The 15,744-nt window shown below is 66.7% G+C and carries 15 protein-coding genes; 2 read left to right on the top strand and 13 right to left on the bottom strand.

All coding sequences use genetic code 11. From position 1 onward, the window contains the following. Positions 1–104 precede the first annotated feature (104 nt). The 4 genes from WJU27_RS01255 to aroC form a co-directional block, all read right to left on the bottom strand. A complete protein-coding gene (locus WJU27_RS01255; protein WP_341420900.1) occupies positions 105–857 on the bottom strand; it encodes a PEP-CTERM sorting domain-containing protein in 753 nt (250 codons plus the stop codon). A gap of 27 nt (positions 858–884) precedes the next feature. After that, a complete protein-coding gene (locus tag WJU27_RS01250; RefSeq protein ID WP_341420899.1) occupies positions 885–1,772 on the bottom strand; it encodes a PEP-CTERM sorting domain-containing protein in 888 nt (295 codons plus the stop codon). 40 nt (positions 1,773–1,812) lie between these two features. Further along, entirely contained in the window at positions 1,813–4,344 is a 2,532-nt protein-coding gene (locus tag WJU27_RS01245; RefSeq protein WP_341420898.1) for a TonB-dependent receptor, read from the bottom strand. A gap of 602 nt (positions 4,345–4,946) precedes the next feature. Next, entirely contained in the window at positions 4,947–6,116 is a 1,170-nt protein-coding gene (gene aroC, locus WJU27_RS01240; protein ID WP_029143787.1) for a chorismate synthase, read from the bottom strand. A gap of 84 nt (positions 6,117–6,200) precedes the next feature. Here aroC and WJU27_RS01235 point away from each other — a divergent pair, with 84 nt between their 5' ends. Beyond that, the gene (locus WJU27_RS01235) at positions 6,201–6,875 is read left to right on the top strand and encodes a hypothetical protein (protein WP_341420897.1); all 675 of its coding nucleotides are present in this window, start codon (positions 6,201–6,203) and stop codon (positions 6,873–6,875) included. 10 nt (positions 6,876–6,885) lie between these two features. Next, positions 6,886–8,388, top strand: coding sequence for a hypothetical protein (locus WJU27_RS01230; RefSeq protein ID WP_341420896.1), 1,503 nt, complete (start codon positions 6,886–6,888; stop codon positions 8,386–8,388). Positions 8,389–8,404: 16 nt separating this feature from the next. Here the strand turns inward: WJU27_RS01230 and WJU27_RS01225 are convergent, their stop codons facing one another. From WJU27_RS01225 to WJU27_RS01185, 9 genes are all read right to left on the bottom strand, one after another. Beyond that, positions 8,405–9,184 (bottom strand): SDR family NAD(P)-dependent oxidoreductase, encoded by a 780-nt coding sequence (locus WJU27_RS01225; RefSeq protein WP_341420895.1) that lies wholly within the window; start codon positions 9,182–9,184, stop codon positions 8,405–8,407. Continuing rightward, positions 9,184–9,723: a DUF3833 domain-containing protein gene (locus WJU27_RS01220; RefSeq protein ID WP_341420894.1), complete on the bottom strand. Its 540-nt coding sequence runs from the start codon at positions 9,721–9,723 to the stop codon at positions 9,184–9,186. The genes WJU27_RS01225 and WJU27_RS01220 overlap by 1 nt, the downstream gene beginning before the upstream one ends. After that, complete coding sequence (locus tag WJU27_RS01215; RefSeq protein WP_341420893.1) at positions 9,720–10,976, bottom strand: MFS transporter; 1,257 nt, start codon at positions 10,974–10,976, stop codon at positions 9,720–9,722. Before WJU27_RS01215 ends, WJU27_RS01220 begins: the two co-directional genes overlap by 4 nt. After that, the gene (locus WJU27_RS01210) at positions 10,973–11,500 is read right to left on the bottom strand and encodes a hypothetical protein (RefSeq protein WP_020165362.1); all 528 of its coding nucleotides are present in this window, start codon (positions 11,498–11,500) and stop codon (positions 10,973–10,975) included. Before WJU27_RS01210 ends, WJU27_RS01215 begins: the two co-directional genes overlap by 4 nt. Further along, positions 11,497–12,711, bottom strand: coding sequence for an SAM-dependent methyltransferase (locus tag WJU27_RS01205; protein ID WP_020165363.1), 1,215 nt, complete (start codon positions 12,709–12,711; stop codon positions 11,497–11,499). The genes WJU27_RS01210 and WJU27_RS01205 overlap by 4 nt, the downstream gene beginning before the upstream one ends. After that, positions 12,708–13,478 carry a DUF1365 domain-containing protein gene (locus tag WJU27_RS01200; protein ID WP_341420892.1) on the bottom strand — a complete coding sequence of 257 codons (771 nt, stop codon included), beginning with the start codon at positions 13,476–13,478 and terminating at the stop codon, positions 12,708–12,710. Before WJU27_RS01200 ends, WJU27_RS01205 begins: the two co-directional genes overlap by 4 nt. Further along, entirely contained in the window at positions 13,475–14,758 is a 1,284-nt protein-coding gene (locus tag WJU27_RS01195) for an NAD(P)/FAD-dependent oxidoreductase (protein ID WP_304002326.1), read from the bottom strand. The genes WJU27_RS01200 and WJU27_RS01195 overlap by 4 nt, the downstream gene beginning before the upstream one ends. 88 nt (positions 14,759–14,846) lie before the next feature. Next, on the bottom strand, positions 14,847–15,407 hold the full coding sequence (locus WJU27_RS01190; RefSeq protein WP_296812673.1) for a glutathione peroxidase: 561 nt from the start codon (positions 15,405–15,407) through the stop codon (positions 14,847–14,849). After that, positions 15,394–15,660, bottom strand: a complete 267-nt coding sequence (locus WJU27_RS01185) for a hypothetical protein (RefSeq protein WP_341420891.1) — start codon at positions 15,658–15,660, stop codon at positions 15,394–15,396. The genes WJU27_RS01190 and WJU27_RS01185 overlap by 14 nt, the downstream gene beginning before the upstream one ends. Between the last annotated feature and the right edge of the window lie 84 nt (positions 15,661–15,744).

The following is a 15,744-nucleotide window of genomic DNA, read 5'->3' as shown; positions in this document are numbered from 1 at the left end:
CTTTTTTCGTTCTTGATTGATGAATGACGGTATTGCCCAGCCCACGCGCGAGCTGTCGAGACGGCCGAAGGTGATCAGTCTTCGGCCCGGGGAAACACGTCCTGTCAGGCCCTGCGGCGATTGCGCGCCGCCCATGCAGTCAGGGCAAGACCGCCGAGCAGCATCGCGTAGCTGGAGGGCTCGGGAACCGGCGCGGTCACGGGGGCGAAGCCGGCGAACGAGATGTTGATAACGCCGTCATCTCCCTCCTCCCCCCCCTGACGCAGCCGCACGGCGTTGTCGAGCCACTGGTAGCCGGTAGCCTGAGTCTTGATCAGATAGAGCGCCGTCTGCGGATTGCCTTCTTCGAAGTTGATGTCGGAGCGGAAACCCACGCTGTCCAGATCAAGCGTGTCGGTCTCTCCGAACCCGGCGGACGTGCGGCCGGCGGCATAGATGTAGAGGTCGTAGTCGGTCACGTAACTCCAGCCAACTGCAACATCCCCCGCCGTGGCATAGCCGGTGCGGAAAAGATCGTTGATCTCGAAGTAGTCGTCACCGTCGGGTTCCGCAAGAACCAGACGCGAACCGAAGTAGAGACTGCCGGCAGCATCCGAGAATACGTAGTCGACAAAGTTTCCAAGCACTTCTCCGTCCAGCCCGAACGATGACGAGCGTTCTTCCACCAGCGTCAGGAACGACGGGAAGGCGTAGGTATTCGGGCCAACAAGCGGTCCCGAGTCAATCTGGAACTGTTCGTAGTCCTCGACCCGCAGATTTCCACTGGTGGGCAGGGTCACGAAGTCGCCGGCCCAGGCTGGCGTGCCGACCGACGCGGCAAGTCCGAGGGCGAGCAATGTCCTTCTGGCGTTCAGCATGGTGTTCTCCTTGTGTACATGGGGGGATCAAACAGGGTGAGAGGACGTTGAACGGCGCCGCGCGTGAACACCGATCAGCAACAGACCGGACGCAAGCATCACGTAGGCGGATGGTTCCGGAATCGCCGCTATCGGATTCGGCGCAAAAGCCTGGAAATTCAGCGTGAGTACAGCCTGCCCTTCCTCGCCGGCTTGTCTGATCGCGGCCGCATCAGCAACCAGCGAATAGCCGTTGGCAAGCGTGGCATCGGTACGGATAAGGTACAGACCGCTGAATGGATTGCGCTCGGCCTGATTGACGTCCGAGCGCAGGTCAACCACATCGTTGGTGTAGTTGGCCGAACCGGGAAGCGGATCGGCGCCGCCTTTCAGGCCGACCTCGGATCGAGCAGCGGAGTAAAGGCGCAGATCATTCCCGGACGAGGATGAGTAGATGCGCGTCCAGGCCACCTCGGTTTCATAGTCGCTAAAACCACGACGAAATATGTCGTTCGCTTCGGACAACCCGATCATCTCCAGGCGGGATCCGAACACCAGCGTATCCGTCGTCGTATCGATGAAGACGTAATCGAAGAAGGTGCCTGAATAGGGGCCACCCGCCGATGCAACAGAAAACGACGTGACCTTGGAGTCAAGCAGCGTGAACTGTGTCGGGAAGTCGTGAACATTGACCGTTCTCGTCGTCGCAGCGCCACCGACGCCGACTGTTACCGTCGCGGTACCCTGGATGGCACCCGGTGCAATGTAGAAGGGATCGACGGCAACGTTGTTCACGCCATTGCAGCGCACGCTATTCAGGCACGGCGCAGCGGTACCCAGCGCGCCATTCGGAAGATCGACAAAACCGCCGGCGAAAGCCACCGGAGCGAGCGTCGTCGCAAAAACTGCGAAGGTTGCGCGTATGCGCGTATTCATGACCGCCTCCTTGCTGTTGAAATGAAAGTTCGAAAGAACGCTAGCTACCGTCGGGATCAACAGCGGCGAGACGCTCCGAACGACTACCAAGGGCCACCTTGATGCCTATCCAGAACGCACGCGGCGCACCGGGCCCGACGAATGTCGTGTTGAGCCACTGGCTCGAGTTGAAATTGAAGCCGCTGGGATCGATGAAGCCGCTTCCCCCCGTGAAAGGTGTGCGGCCAAGATCGCCGGCTGTCAGATATCGGCGGTCGAAGAGGTTGTCGATGCGGGCAAAAAGCGTGATGTCGGGCACGATGCGGTACTGCAGACGGAGATTGAACACCGCATAACCCGGCGTTTTTCCGGGGCCGACATAGTCGTAGGGATCACGGTTTCCCCCCGCGACGACTTCGTTCGACGCCGGCCGCGGAGCGTGTTCGTTGTTTTCATTACCGCGTACATAAGCAGAGGAGTGCATGACCATGCCGAGCGTCATGTCCCAGCGATCACTCGGCGAATAGCCAAGACTGGCCTGGAAGATATGCCGAGGAATACCGGCCATCGAGTCGCCCGGCGAGATGCTTACGTAGTTCTGCAGGTCGGTCAGCGAGACCTCGTTGCTGCTGTTGTTCGGGTTGATGATGCGGGCCGGTGATTCATAGGTTGCACGGAGGTAGGTGTAGTTCATGCGCAGATGCGCCTTGCCGATCGGTCCGGAGAATCCGGATTCCAGCCCCTCACGACGCGTCTTGCCGAAGTTGTCGAACACCCCCCGGTTCTTGCGCCCGAGCGGGACGAAAAGGATGTCGTCCGTCAGCGCGGTCCGGAACAGGCCCACATTCCAGTCGAAGCCGCTGTAACGGCCACGCGCGCCAATCTCCGTGCTCAACGAACGTACCTGCCTCAGATAGGGGTCAGAGGTCAGCGCTGTCGGGATCGAACACCCGTACTGATAGTTCGTGCTATTGATAATCTGCGTGCGATCGATCGCACAGCCCAACTCGATCGCCGACGGGGCACGCGCCCCGCGACTGACGCTGGCGAACAGGCTGAGGTCCGACGACGGCAGCCAGGACACACCGATTGCCGGATTCAGACTCTTGTAGGTGTAGTCGCCAGCGCTGGCGACGAAGCGACTCTCCGGCGAATGCGCGGGATCCTTAGGATCCAGTTCCTGCGGATCGAAGTTGTAGAGCGCTTTGCCGACATCCGAACTCAAGTTGTTAAGCACGCGCGTCTTGCTTAAACGAGCTCCGAAGCTCACGTTCAGATTGTCGACAGGCGCCCATATGTCCGAAAAGAACAGCGCGCGGGTCGTGCTGCCACCGGTCAGTTCGTTGCGAACAACCGGAAAACGTGCGGCGGGAATGTACGGATTGAGCGGATCGCAACTCGCCGGATCATCCAGACAGTCGTCATAGAACTTGTCGGGATTAGCCACCACCTCTCGGCTCGCCGATATCTCTCCGAGTAGCTGCGACTGCGAGAAGCGCAGCCGATTGCGGTCGTAGCTTGCCCCCACAACCAGCTGGTGGCGCTCCGTCACAACGCTCAACTGCATGGCCAGGCCGTTGGATTTTCCGCTCAGCGACGAAAAATTGAACAGCCCGTTCGGCAGCACGCCGGCGCAGCCGCTACCTCCATCAATCGCGCCGTCCACGGCGCTACCGTTGGGACAGGAAAACCCCCGGTCGGCCAACGCCGGAAACTCGTCGTAGAAGTCGGCACCCATGGCGTTCTGGCGTAGGGTGCGGTGGTAGGCAAGCAGTGAAATACTCGTTTGCTGATCGAGATCCAGACGGCCGTTAAGATTCAGGTGCGAAAGGTCGTTCCGGACCTTGTCCGGCGATGTGAATACGGAGCCTGTATCGCGCCTGAAATCGTCAATCGGCACGAGGCCGTTGCCAACCAGCCGATTGTCTGCCTTGATGCCACTGAGATTCAGTTCGACATTCCGACCCCGAACGGTCAAGGCACTGAAGAACTGGCGAACTTCGGATGGAGAGTTGATGCGCCACCCATCCTCGTCAAAAATGTTCGCAGCCGCGAACAGGCCGACGGTGCCATTGTTTGCACCGAATGATCCCTGGTACTGGCGGCGCCCCCAAGAGCCGGTCAGTCCTTCAACCTGGACTCCTGTGTCGTCGAAGCCATTTTTGGTCCGGATCGCGATCGCACCGCCCAGTGTATTCAGGCCGAACAGCGGGTTGGAACCGGGAAGAACGTCCATGCTTGCGATGGCATTCATCGGCAGCATGTCCCAGTTCACTACTTCACCGAATGCCTCATTGATACGCACTCCATCCAGATAAACCGAAAGGCCCTGAGGCGTGCCGATCTGTGGGGACGCGGAGAACCCCCGGAATACGAGATCCTGCTGAAACGGATTGCCCTGGTAGTCATTGACGCTGACCGATTGCATCTGTCCGTTCATGAAATCGGTGATGCTGATCGACTGCGCACGCTCAATTTCCGAGGCGGTCGCACGCTGCACGTTTGTTGTCGCCTGATCGCGATCAATCACCACGCCCGGTAAGGGCGTGATGAGACGCGGCGCGCGAATCTCGACCGGTGCCAGCTCGATCACCCCCTCCTCCTGCGCGATTGCGGTACCGGTGTATGGCCCAGCGGCCAGAGCGAGTGCCGCCAGCGACCTCGCCCCTCCTCTTCTTGTATGCCTTGTCATCGACCTCGATGTAGGACGGACTCCTACAACGCCACGGGCTATTTGTTTCCCGTCTTGTACCGAGGCGCGTCACGTGGAAACAGGGAAAACATCCCGTGCAGATAACGCGGGGAAAACTTCCCGGGCGCCAATTTCATTCCCGAGGAATGCGCGCATGCCGCACGGGTAGGCGGGATCGGCCGACGGGCCCGGTCTGTGGCCGAACACCGGCTGTTGCCCTCCGGCCGGGACCGAGCCCCGGTATTGACGGGAACATTTCCGAAAAGGTGACGATTTACTGCTTGGCAGCAACGGCGATTCCGCCTGACACGGGTCACGCGGACCGGTGTCGGCGACGGGATCGGACAGTCGGGAAGATCGGGAGGAAGGTGCTGCAGCCGGGCGCTGAGGTCAGGCCCGGGGAAGAACCGGAGGCGGGGCCGGCGAATTCACGGCGAGCAAGGCCGCGCACCGCTGCCGGGCCGCCGGTGCGCCAGCCAGGGCGCATCGGCGGACGGTGTCGCTCAGGCCTCGTCCGGCTCCGGGTCATCCACGGCGGCGTCGCGTTGCGCGCGCAGCCGTTCGATCACGTCGGCCGGGGCGGCCGCCGGAATGCGCGGCGTCGGGCAGTCGACGTCGCCGCACTGTGCGCGGTGGCGCAACGCGTGGTCCATCAGCACCAGCGCCAGCATGGCTTCAGCCACTGGCGTGGCACGGATGCCGACGCAGGGGTCGTGCCGGCCGTGCGTATTGACGATGACCGGATTGCCGGCCTTGTCGATCGAGTGACGGTCCAGCCGGATGCTGGAGGTGGGCTTGATGGCGATCGACACGCGCACGTCCTGCCCGGTCGAAATGCCGCCCAGCACGCCGCCGGCGTTGTTCGACAGGAAGCCCTGCGGCGACATTTCGTCCGAGTGCTCGGTGCCGCGCTGTTCGACGCTGGCGAAACCGGCGCCGATCTCGACACCCTTGACCGCGTTGATGCCCATCATCGCGTGCGCGATGTCGGCGTCCAGCCGGTCATACACCGGTTCGCCCCAGCCCACGGGCACGCCACTGGCAACCACGTCGATGCGGGCACCGCAGGAGTCGCCCGACTTGCGCAGCTGGTCCATGAACAGTTCGAGTTCGGGGACGATGGTGGCGTCCGGCGCGAAGAAGGGGTTGCTGGCGATCGCGTCGCGGTCGCGGTATTCGATGCGGATCGGGCCGAGCTGGCTCATCCAGCCGTGGATTTCGATGCCGTAGCGCTCGCGCAGCCACTTGCGGGCGATCGCGCCGGCCGCCACGCGCACCGCGGTCTCACGCGCCGACGAGCGGCCGCCGCCACGGTGGTCGCGGATGCCGTACTTCTGCCAGTAGCCGTAGTCGGCGTGTCCCGGGCGGAAGGTTTCGGCGATGTTGCCGTAGTCCTTCGAGCGCTGGTCCTGGTTGCGGATAAGCAGCGCGATCGGCGTGCCGGTGGTGACACCTTCGAACACGCCGGACAGGATTTCCACTTCGTCCGGCTCGCGCCGCTGCGTCACGTGGCGCGAGGTGCCGGGCTTGCGCCGGTCCAGTTCGGCCTGGATGTCGGCGGCGCTCAGCGCCAGCCCCGGCGGACAGCCGTCGACCACGCAGCCGATGGCCGGGCCATGCGACTCACCAAAGGAGGTGACACAGAAAAGCGTGCCCAAAGTATTGCCGGACATGGGAAAACCCGCGATTTTTCGAGGCGCAGAGTCTACCATGCAGGCCCGGCCGACCTCCCGCCCGGCCCGACCGCATATATATAGATGACCAAGCCCTTCGCCCTCGCCATCGTGCTGACCATCGTCGGCGGCCTCTGGCTGGACGCGCATGGCGCCGCGTGGGCGCCGCACGTCGTCGCACTGTGGACCTGGGCACTGCTCGGCGCGCTCTGTCTGCGCGCCGCGCCCGGGCAGCGCGCGCAGTGGATGATCTGCCTCGCCTGGGCCACCTTCGGCGAAATCGTGCTGTCGCTGTGGTGGGGGCTGTACGACTACCGCCTCGGCAATCTGCCGCTGTTCGTGCCGCCGGGCCACGTGCTGCTGTTCGCGCTGGGCGTGTGGCTGAGCGAACGCCTGCCGCACGGTGTGACAGACGCCGTGCCGCCGCTTGCGCTCGGCCTGGTGGCGGCCTGTGCGCTGTTCGGGGCCGACGGCATCAGCCTGCCGCTGTTCGCGCTCTACCTGCTCGCGCTGCGCTTCGGTCCGTCGCCGCGCCTTTACTCAACCATGTTCGTGCTGGCGCTGGCGATGGAGCTGTACGGCACCGCGCTCGGCTGCTGGATCTGGCGGCCCGAAGTCCCTGGCCTGCCGCTGACGGCCGCCAACCCGCCGCTGGCGGCCGGCGCCTTCTACTGCGCACTCGACTGGCTGACCGGTCTGTATGCGCGCCGCGCCGGAACACGCACCGCCCCGCTTGCCGACGCCTCGCGCGCCGGTTGATCCTTCACGCATGTTCCCGCCGCTCAGCGCCTCCCTGCCTGCCCTCGCCCGCCGCCTGCCGGGCGCCCTGGCCTCGGTGCACCGCTGGCTGGGCATCGCCGGCTGCCTGCTGTTCGTCATGTGGTTCGGCTCAGGACTGGTGATGAGCGTGGTCGGCTTCCCCGCGCTGAGCGACGCCGAACGCCTGCAGGGCCTGGGCGTGCTCGACGCGGCGCAGATCAGGGTGTCGCCCACCGCGGCGCTGCAAGCCGCCGGTGTTCACAGCTTCCCGCGCCGTCTGTGGCTGGAAGCGCTGCCGCGCGAGGACGGCAGCAGCGAGCCGGTGTGGCGCATGACCATGGCCGACGGCGGCCGACATGCCATCAGCGCGCGCAGCGGCGCACGCGTCACCGCCATCGACGTCGCCCGGGCCGAAGCCATCGCACGTGCCTTCTCCGGCCAGCCGGGCGCGCGCCACGTGGGCATCGTCGAACGCGACCAATGGACGGTGCTGGCGACGCTGGACCGCCAGCGCCCCTTCCACCGCATCGTGCTGGACGATGAAGCCGGCACCGAGCTCTACGTGTCGGCACGCAGTGGCGAGGTGGTGCGCGACAGCACCCAGCACGAGCGTTTCTGGAACTGGGTCGGCGCCGTGCCGCACTGGTTCTACTTCACGCCGCTGCGCGAACAGTCGGGGCTGTGGCGGCAGACGCTGCTGTGGGTGTCCGGCATCTGCTGCATTTCGGCACTGAGCGGGCTGCTGCTGGGCGTGCTGCGGCTGCGCCGGCGAGCGCCGCTCAGCCCCTTCTCCGGCTGGATGAAGCTGCACCATCTGGTCGGTCTGGGCGGCGGCCTGTTCGTCCTCGCCTGGATGGTCAGCGGTTGGCTGTCGATGTCGCCTGGCGACTGGCTGCGCAACACGCCGCCGGGCAACGCGGCGATGGCACGCTACACCGGCAGCGTGGCCGCCGCGTTTCCGTGGCCGCACGATGCACAGGCGCTGGTGCCGCTGTTCGCCGAGGCGGACTGGAAAGAGGTGCAGCTCTACTGGGTGCGCGGTCAGGCACGCATGACACTCACCGCCGGCAACGGCTTCCGGCGCAGCGTGGACATGCCCGACCTCGGCCACCCCGACGTGACCGAACACCACGCCGAGGCGGTGGCGCGCGCGCTGATCCCGGACGCGCGGCTGGCGGCGATCGAACGCCTGATCCACGAGGACGCCTGGTGGTACGCCCGACGCGACGCGAAGGAGCTGCCGGTGTGGCGCGTGAAACTTGAGGACGACGCGGAGACCTGGGTGCATATCGACGCGCTCGACGGTCGCCTGCTCGGCACGCTGGACCGCGACGCCCGCCTGCGCCGCTGGCTGTTCAACGCGCCGCACAGCTTCGAACTGCCGGCGCTGTCCGGGCGCCCGGCCCTGCGTTACACGCTGCTGTGGCTGGCCGCGCTGGCCGGCCTCACGCTGTCGGTCAGCGCCGTAGTGATCGCCGCCCGGCGCCTGACGCGGCCCCGCGCCAATCGCTGAACGGCGGACGCCGCGCTCACAGGCCGGTCATTCGCCTGACCGCGGCGAAGTACAGCCGGTAGGGCAGCAGCCGCAGCACGCGCAGCCAGCCCGTGAAGCGCTTCGGAAAATGGATGTGGAAATCGCCGTGCGCCAGGCCGCCGAGGATGTGGCCGGCGGCCTCGTCGGCGCTGATCAGCGCCGGCATCGTGAAGTCATTCTGCGCGGTCAGCGGCGTTTCGACGAAGCCCGGGCACACCAGATGCACGCCCAGCCCGCGTGGACGCACGTCCATGTACAGCGCCTCGGCGAAGTTGATCAGCGCCGCCTTGCTCGCGCCGTAGACCAGCGCCTTCGGCAATCCGCGGTAGCCAGCGACGCTGGACACGATGATCAGCGCACCGGACTGCTGCACCAGCATGCCGGGCAGCACCGCGGCGCAGCCGTGCATGACGGCGGCGACGTTGGTGCGCAGCGTGGCGTCGACATCGTCGTCGTCCAGTTCCCAGGCGCGTACCGGACGGTAGCGCGCTGCGACGAAGAACACCGCGTCGATGCCGCCCCAGCACGCCCACAATTCGGCGGCGCCTCGGGCCAGCGCCCCCGGCTCGCTCACATCCATCGGAAGCTGCAGCACGTTCGGCGCGCGACCGGCCACCTCGGCCAGTCGCGCCGCGTCGCGCGCGGTGAGCGCGACGCGCGCGCCGGCGTCGATCAGCCGGCGCGCCAGTGCGGCGCCAATGCCGCTCGACGCGCCGATCAGCCAGACGCGCTTGCCGGCCCAATCCTTCAAGGGCGGATTCAGCGGCGCGAACATCACGGCGCGCCGCGGGTGAAGGACAGCGTCACCTCGCCCAGATGGACGCCGAACTTGCTCATCGCCGAGCGGTTCAGCATCACCTTGTCGTCGATCAGATACATCCAGTCGTCGAAGTCGACGTTGTAGACCGTGTCGTCCACCGGCAGCGCGAGCACGTAGCGCCAGCGCAGCGCATTGCCGCGCGCCTCGCCGGTCGCTTCGCCGACCACGTCGTCGGCCCGACCGCTGTAGCGGCCGTCACCCAGATGGCGCAGCGTCCACACCCGCCGCGTCTGCGTACCGTCGCTCCACTCGAAGCGCTCGTCCAGCGTGCCGGTGTCGCCCTGCCAGCGGGCGTCGATGTGGACGACAAAGCGCTTGATCACCTCGCCACTGCGATCCTGGAACATGCCCCAGCCGGTCACCGGGCCGTTGAAATACTGCTTCAGATCGAGCACCGGCTTCTGCGCCGCGTACTTCTCCACCGGCACACCGCCGCAGCCGGCCAGCGCGGCCAGCCCGAGTACCGACAGCAGCCGGCACAGCATTTTCTTCATGATGAAGCTCCTTGCAGTTCGGGTTCGAGCCGGCGCGTGCCGGCCCACAGCAGACAGAGCGCAGCCGCCTTCAGCAGCAGCGGCAGCAGCGCATAGACGGCGGTCAGCGCGGCGCGCGCCTCGTCGCCCTGCTCGCCCGGCCGGTAGCCGAGCAGCGCCAGCGCAGGCAAGGCAACGCCGGCGGCCAGCGCAAGGTTGAGCTTGGTGACGAAGGTCCATACGCCGAAGCTGCCGCCGGCCGGCAGCGGCTCCTCGCGCCGCGCAATCAGACCGGCCAGCAGCGCCGGCGGCAGCGCGAGGTCGGCGCCCAGCGCGATGCCCGAGCCGACGCAGATGAGCATGAAGGCGGTGGCGTCGCCCGGCCCCAGCGTCCATGCCCAGCCGAACACGGCGATCGCCAGCAGCATCGACGCCGCCCAGCTGCGGGCGCGGCCGATGCGGTCGGCCAGCCGCGTCCACAGCGGCAGCGCCAGCACGCCGGCGACGAAGTAGAGCGCCAGGAAAAGACCTTCGCGCTCCGGCGCCTGCAGCACGTCGGCGATGAAGAAGAGCACCAGCGTGCCGGGCACCGCCGCCGCGATGCCATTGAGCGCGAACACCGCGAGCAGGCGGCGGAAGCGCGCGTGCCGCATCACCTCGCGCAGCGTCACCAGCAGCGGCTGCGCGACAGCCTGCGGCCGCAGATCGGGTACCGTGGTCGTGGTCAGCAGCGCGGCCAGCGCCAGCCAGGGCAGCCAGTACAGCACTGCGCGCCACAGGCCGGTCGGCGCGTCGTCGGCCAGCAGGCCGGGGGCGACCGACGCCGCGACGACGCCGACCAGTGCCCAGCCCTCGCGCGAGGCCACCAGGCGCGTACCCAGCGCGGGCGTGGTCGACAGCTCGGCGCCCCAGGCCGCGTAATTGATGGTGGCGATGCTGTAGCCGGCATAGACCAGCAGCAGCGCGCCGACCAGCCAGAGCAGCGGGTCGATGCCGGCCAGCGGTTGCACCAGTGCGAGCAGTCCGACCGCCAGCGGCAGCAGCCCGAGCAGCACGATGACGCGACGCCCGCGCGCGCGGTCACCGGCGGCGCCGATCAGCGGGTCGGCCAGCGCATCGACCAGACGTGCGGCGAACAGCACGACGCCCAGCAGTGTCAGCGACACGCCGTAATGTTCGGCATACAGCTTCGGAATATGGATGTAGATCGGCAGCGCGGCGGCCGCCAGTGGCGCACCGAGCAGGCCGTAGGCAAATACCCGCGCGGTGTTCACCGCGCCTGCCCGGCCTCGGCCAGCAGCTTCGCGCGCAGCGCCGGCTCGCGCGTGCGCGGATCGAGCCAGATGGCGAAGAAGGCGTCCGACAGCGCGCGATCGTCGACCGCCGGCAGCGCCCGCCCCTGGTGAAAGAAGCGTGCGCTGCCGTCGGCCAGCTTGACGCCGGTGATCACCTCGCCCGCCTTCACGTCCGGAAAGACGCGGGCCAGCACCTCATGCCAGCGCGCGATCTTCGCCTCGTCGCGCTCGCCCAGGCGGCGGATTTCGTCGATGCTGGCGCGCGCCAGCCGCACTCCGTCGAAGTCGCGGGCGTAGCGCAGGCTCAGCGCGAAGCCGCCGTCCGGCTGGTAACGGCCGCCACTCGCCCACAGCGTCGCGTCGTACAGCTTGAGACCGAACCAGCGCATCTCGCCGCTGCCCAGCGGCTTCGGATCGTCAAGCAGATCGACCACGCCCGCCGGCGGCTGTGCGAATGCGCAGGCCGAAGCGAACAGCAGCGCGCAGAGCAGACGCCTGATCACGGCTTCACCAGGTGGAACTGGTGTACGTCGATCGACCCGGCGCGGAAGCCCGCCTCGCAGTAGGCGAGGTAGAAGCGCCACAGCCGCTGGAAGCGGGTATCGAAGCCGAGCGCGCGCAAGGCGTCGGTGTGCTGTTCGAAGGTTTCGCGCCAGCGTGCCAGCGTGATCGCGTAGTCGATGCCGAAGCGGTAGTCGTCACGCAGCTGCAGACCTGCGCGCTGTGCCCGGTCCACGAACACCGACGGCGACGGCAGCATGCCGCCCGGGAACACGTACTGCTGGATGAAGTCGGTGCCCTTGCGGTAGCGCGGGAACAGATCGTCGGCGATGCTGATGGTCTGCACCACCGCCTCGCCGCCGACCGTGAGCAGGCCGTTCAGCTTGGCGAAATAGGTCGGCCACCAGCGCTCGCCGACCGCCTCCAGCATTTCGATCGACACGATGCGGCTGACCTGGCCACGCAGGTCGCGGTAGTCGCACAGTTCGAAGCTGGCCCGGTCGGCGAAGCCGCCGCGCTGGGCCCGTTCGCGCGCCCACGCCAGTTGCGCCGGCGACAGCGTCACGCCGTGCACGAAGGCACCGTTCTGCTGCGCCGCCACCTCGGCGAAGCCGCCCCAGCCGCAACCGATCTCGATCACCGGCTGATCGCGCTGCAGGCGCAGCACGCGGGCGATGCGCGCGTACTTGGCGTGTTGGGCGGCCGCCAGATCGCGCTGGGCGTCGCCTTCGAACAAGGCGCTTGAGTACGTCATGCTGCGGTCCAGCCACAGCGCGTAGAAATCGTTGCCCAGATCGTAGTGCGCCATGATGTTGCGGCGGCTTCCGCTGCGCGTGTTGGCGCGGCAGAGGTGACGGATGCGGGCCATCGCCAGCGCCAGCAGGTTGCCGTGTATGGCGCGCCCGAGGGCCTCCCGGTTCAGCGCGAACAGCGTGAGCACGCGCGCCAGGTGATCGCTGTCCCACAGCCCGTCGAACCAGGCTTCGCCGAGGCCGATGTCGCCGCGCGCGATCACGTGATCGAAGGTGGCCCAGTCCTTCACCCGCATCTCCACCGGCTCGCCGTGGTGGCCGAAGGACAGCAGTTCGCCGTTCGGCAGCGTCATCAGCAGCCAGCCGTGTTCGATGCGCTCCAGCAGCCGGCACACCTGGCGTGCGGCGAACGGCAGCGCATTCCGGCGCTCGAGCGAAATCAGGACGTCGGGCTGATTCATCGGGTCATTTCCTGTACGGGAGGTTGCGGTTTGCTGAAGAAGGGCACGCGCGCGCGCCACAGATGGAAGGCCTGCACGTGGATGCGCGCGATCACCGCCAGCGTCATCAGCGGGTGCGCGGCCAGTGCGCGCCAGGCGGCAGCCCGGCTCATGGTTTCGGCACGACCGGACACGCGTGTGCGCAGCCGGCGTTCCCCGCCGTCGTGGTAGTCGATGGCCACCGCGTGCAGATCGCCCCGCCGGTCGAAGCGGAAGCGGTAGCTGCCGCTGACCGGGAAGAAGGGCGATACGTGAAACACCTTGCGCGTTTCCATCCACTCGCCGTCGCCGATCGGCCGACCGTCGGCGTGCGCGACGAGATAGTCGTGACGTTCGCCAAAGGTGTTGTTCACCTCGCACAGCACGGCGCGCAGCGCACCGGCACGGTCATGGCAGAACCAGAAGCTGACCGGGTTGAACACGTAGCCGAACAGTCGCGGCATGGTCTGCAGCACCACCTCGCCATCGGCGCAGCCCAGACCTTCACGTGCCAGCAGCGCGCGTATCCAGAGCAGCGGGTGTGAGCCGTCGCGCGCGCCGTGGTCGCGGTAGTGAAAGGACAGCGGCGCCCAGCGGTTCAGCGCCAGCATCGGCACCGGCTGCCGGCCAAGACGGCTCAGCGCGAAGCGCAGGAAGAACAGGCGGTAGGCGAAGCGGGTGCGCACCGGCGTCGCGCGGGCGTGCATGACCGCGCCGCGACAGAGGCTGACCGCCACCACATCGCTCATGCGGCCAGCACCTCGCCGCTGCGCTGCCACGGAATGTCTGCGCCCAGGTGACGGGCGACGCGCACCGCCGAGGCGAGGCCGTCTTCGTGGAAGCCGTAGCCGGTCCACGCGCCGCAGTACCACAGGCGATCGCGCCCCTGGATTTCCGGCAGCCGCGCCTGCGCGTCGATGGCCGGACCATCGAACAGCGGATGCGCGTAATCGATGCGGGCGATCACGCGGGCGGGGTCCGGCTCGATGAACGGGTTCAGCGACACCACCACCGGCTGCTCGAAAGGCAGCGGCTGCAGCCGGTTCATCAGGTAGGACACGCTGACCGGCCGGCTGTCCGGCGCGCCGACGCCTGCCATGTAGTTCCACGACGACCAGACGCGGCGGTTGCGCGGCAGCAACGCCGTGTCGGTGTGCAGCACCGCATGATTGGGCTGGTAGCGGATGGCGCCCAGCAGACGCCGCTCGGACGCCGTCGCCGTATCGCCGAGCAGCGCCAGCGCCTCGTCGGAATGACAGGCCAGCACCACCTGGTCGTAGCGTTCGAGCACGCCAGCCGCCTGCACCAGCACGCCATCGGATACGCGCTGCAGACCCTTTACGGCCGACGCACGGCGCACGTCCTGCAGCGAGGCCGCCAGGCGCTTCACATACTCGCGCGACCCGCCGCGCACGGTGAGCCATTGCGGCCGGTCGTTTACGCGCAGCAGACCGTGGTTGTGACAGAAGCGCGCAAAGGTGGCGAGCGGATAGCTCATCATGGTCTGCGTCGGACAGGACCAGATGGCCGCCGCCATCGGCAGCAGATACCAGTCGCGGAAAGCGTCGCCGTAACGGTTGCGCACCAGGAACTCGCCGAGCGAAATGTGTTCGGCGGTGCCATTGGCCGCCCTCTCGGTGACTGACGAATTGAAGCGCAGGATGTCCTGCAGCATGCCCCAGAAGCGCGGGCGCGCCAGGTTCGCTGGCTGCGCGAAAACGCTGGCCAGATTGGTACCAGCCCACTCGATGTCCGGCTCGCGCAGCGACACGCCGAAGGACATGTCGCTGTCGGCGATCGACACGCCGAGCAGCGAGAACAGGCCGCACAAGTGCGGATAGGTGTCGCGATTGAACACGATGAAGCCGGTGTCGACCGGATGGCTCACGCCGTCGATCTCGACATCCACCGTGTTCGAGTGACCGCCCAGGCGGCCCTCCTGCTCGTACAGCGTCACCTCGTGTCGGCGCGACAGCAACCAGGCTGCCGACAGGCCCGAAATGCCTGCCCCCACGACCGCAATCTTCATTCTTTTCTGCCTCCAGCCCTTCGCTACACGCGAACGGGCGTTATGGATTCACCTGCTCGAATTCGCGTGTGCGATCCGCCGATCTGCGTCATCTGCCCAGAGCCGCTTCGATCTCGCGCAGCAGCACGTTCGAATCGGGGGCCACGTTGCTGGGGAAAGCGGTCACCGTCCGGCCATCGCGCCCGATCAGGTACTTATGGAAGTTCCACGCCGGCTCCGAACCCGAGGCCTTCGCAAGATCGGCGTAGAAAGGGTGGCGCTGGGCACCCCTGACCGAGGTCTTCGAGAACATCGGAAACTTGACGCCATAGGTCATGCTGCAGAATTCGGCGATGTCCTTGTCGCTGCCCGGTTCCTGGTTGCCGAAGTCGTTCGACGGGAAGCCGAGCACGGTCAGGCCGCGTTTGCCGTAACTGTCCTGCAGCTTTTCCAGCCCGGCGTACTGGCCGGTGTAGCCACAGCGGCTGGCGGTATTGACCACCAGCAGCACGCGGCCGCTGTACTCGCACAGCGAGCGCGGCTTGCCGTCGAGCAGGCCGGGAATCGAACGATCGAGCAGCGTCGGGCAGGCGTCGGCTGCAGCCGCAGTCATCGAAGTCAAGGTCGTCACCAGCGCGAAGACGATGCGCAGCACGTCAGCGCGCAGCACGGGCCGACTCGCAGCAGCGCGCCGAAGCATCGACGACGAGGTGCGCCGGGAAGTAGGCACCGGTCGCCGCGCGGTGCAGATGAACAAGCGCGTCGGTCTGGCTCGACGCCGGCTGCGTCGTCGCAGACGTCTTTGCTGCCGGCGCCGCCGCACGCTCCTGCACGACCGGCTCGCCCGCCGACGGCATGACGGCCCACGCGGACACGCTGAACAGCACCGCCACCGCGCTTCCTGCACTCTTGATCGTCTTCATACCGCCCCCTTTTTGTCCTGGACAAAACAAGACTCAAGCCGTAATCTAGGACTCATGAGTCGCCATGTCAACGATTTGTCCAGG

The organism is Methyloversatilis sp. NSM2 (genome assembly GCF_038066675.1).
In the GTDB taxonomy this organism is placed as follows: Bacteria; Pseudomonadota; Gammaproteobacteria; order Burkholderiales; family Rhodocyclaceae; genus Methyloversatilis; species Methyloversatilis discipulorum_A.
Note: the sequence above shows the minus strand (reverse complement) of the source record. Positions and strands in the feature narration are given on the sequence as shown.

Excerpts from the sequence above, each read along its gene's own strand:
- WJU27_RS01255 (WP_341420900.1), bottom strand. The coding sequence starts at position 857 with ATGCTGAACGCCAGAAGGACATTGCTCGCCCTCGGACTTGCCGCGTCG.
- WJU27_RS01250 (WP_341420899.1), bottom strand. The coding sequence starts at position 1,772 with ATGAATACGCGCATACGCGCAACCTTCGCAGTTTTTGCGACGACGCTC.
- aroC (WP_029143787.1), bottom strand. The coding sequence starts at position 6,116 with ATGTCCGGCAATACTTTGGGCACGCTTTTCTGTGTCACCTCCTTTGGT.
- WJU27_RS01235 (WP_341420897.1), top strand. The coding sequence starts at position 6,201 with ATGACCAAGCCCTTCGCCCTCGCCATCGTGCTGACCATCGTCGGCGGC.
- WJU27_RS01230 (WP_341420896.1), top strand. The coding sequence starts at position 6,886 with ATGTTCCCGCCGCTCAGCGCCTCCCTGCCTGCCCTCGCCCGCCGCCTG.
- WJU27_RS01225 (WP_341420895.1), bottom strand. The coding sequence starts at position 9,184 with ATGTTCGCGCCGCTGAATCCGCCCTTGAAGGATTGGGCCGGCAAGCGC.
- WJU27_RS01220 (WP_341420894.1), bottom strand. The coding sequence starts at position 9,723 with ATGAAGAAAATGCTGTGCCGGCTGCTGTCGGTACTCGGGCTGGCCGCG.
- WJU27_RS01205 (WP_020165363.1), bottom strand. The coding sequence starts at position 12,711 with ATGAATCAGCCCGACGTCCTGATTTCGCTCGAGCGCCGGAATGCGCTG.
- WJU27_RS01200 (WP_341420892.1), bottom strand. The coding sequence starts at position 13,478 with ATGAGCGATGTGGTGGCGGTCAGCCTCTGTCGCGGCGCGGTCATGCAC.
- WJU27_RS01195 (WP_304002326.1), bottom strand. The coding sequence starts at position 14,758 with ATGAAGATTGCGGTCGTGGGGGCAGGCATTTCGGGCCTGTCGGCAGCC.
- WJU27_RS01185 (WP_341420891.1), bottom strand. The coding sequence starts at position 15,660 with ATGAAGACGATCAAGAGTGCAGGAAGCGCGGTGGCGGTGCTGTTCAGC.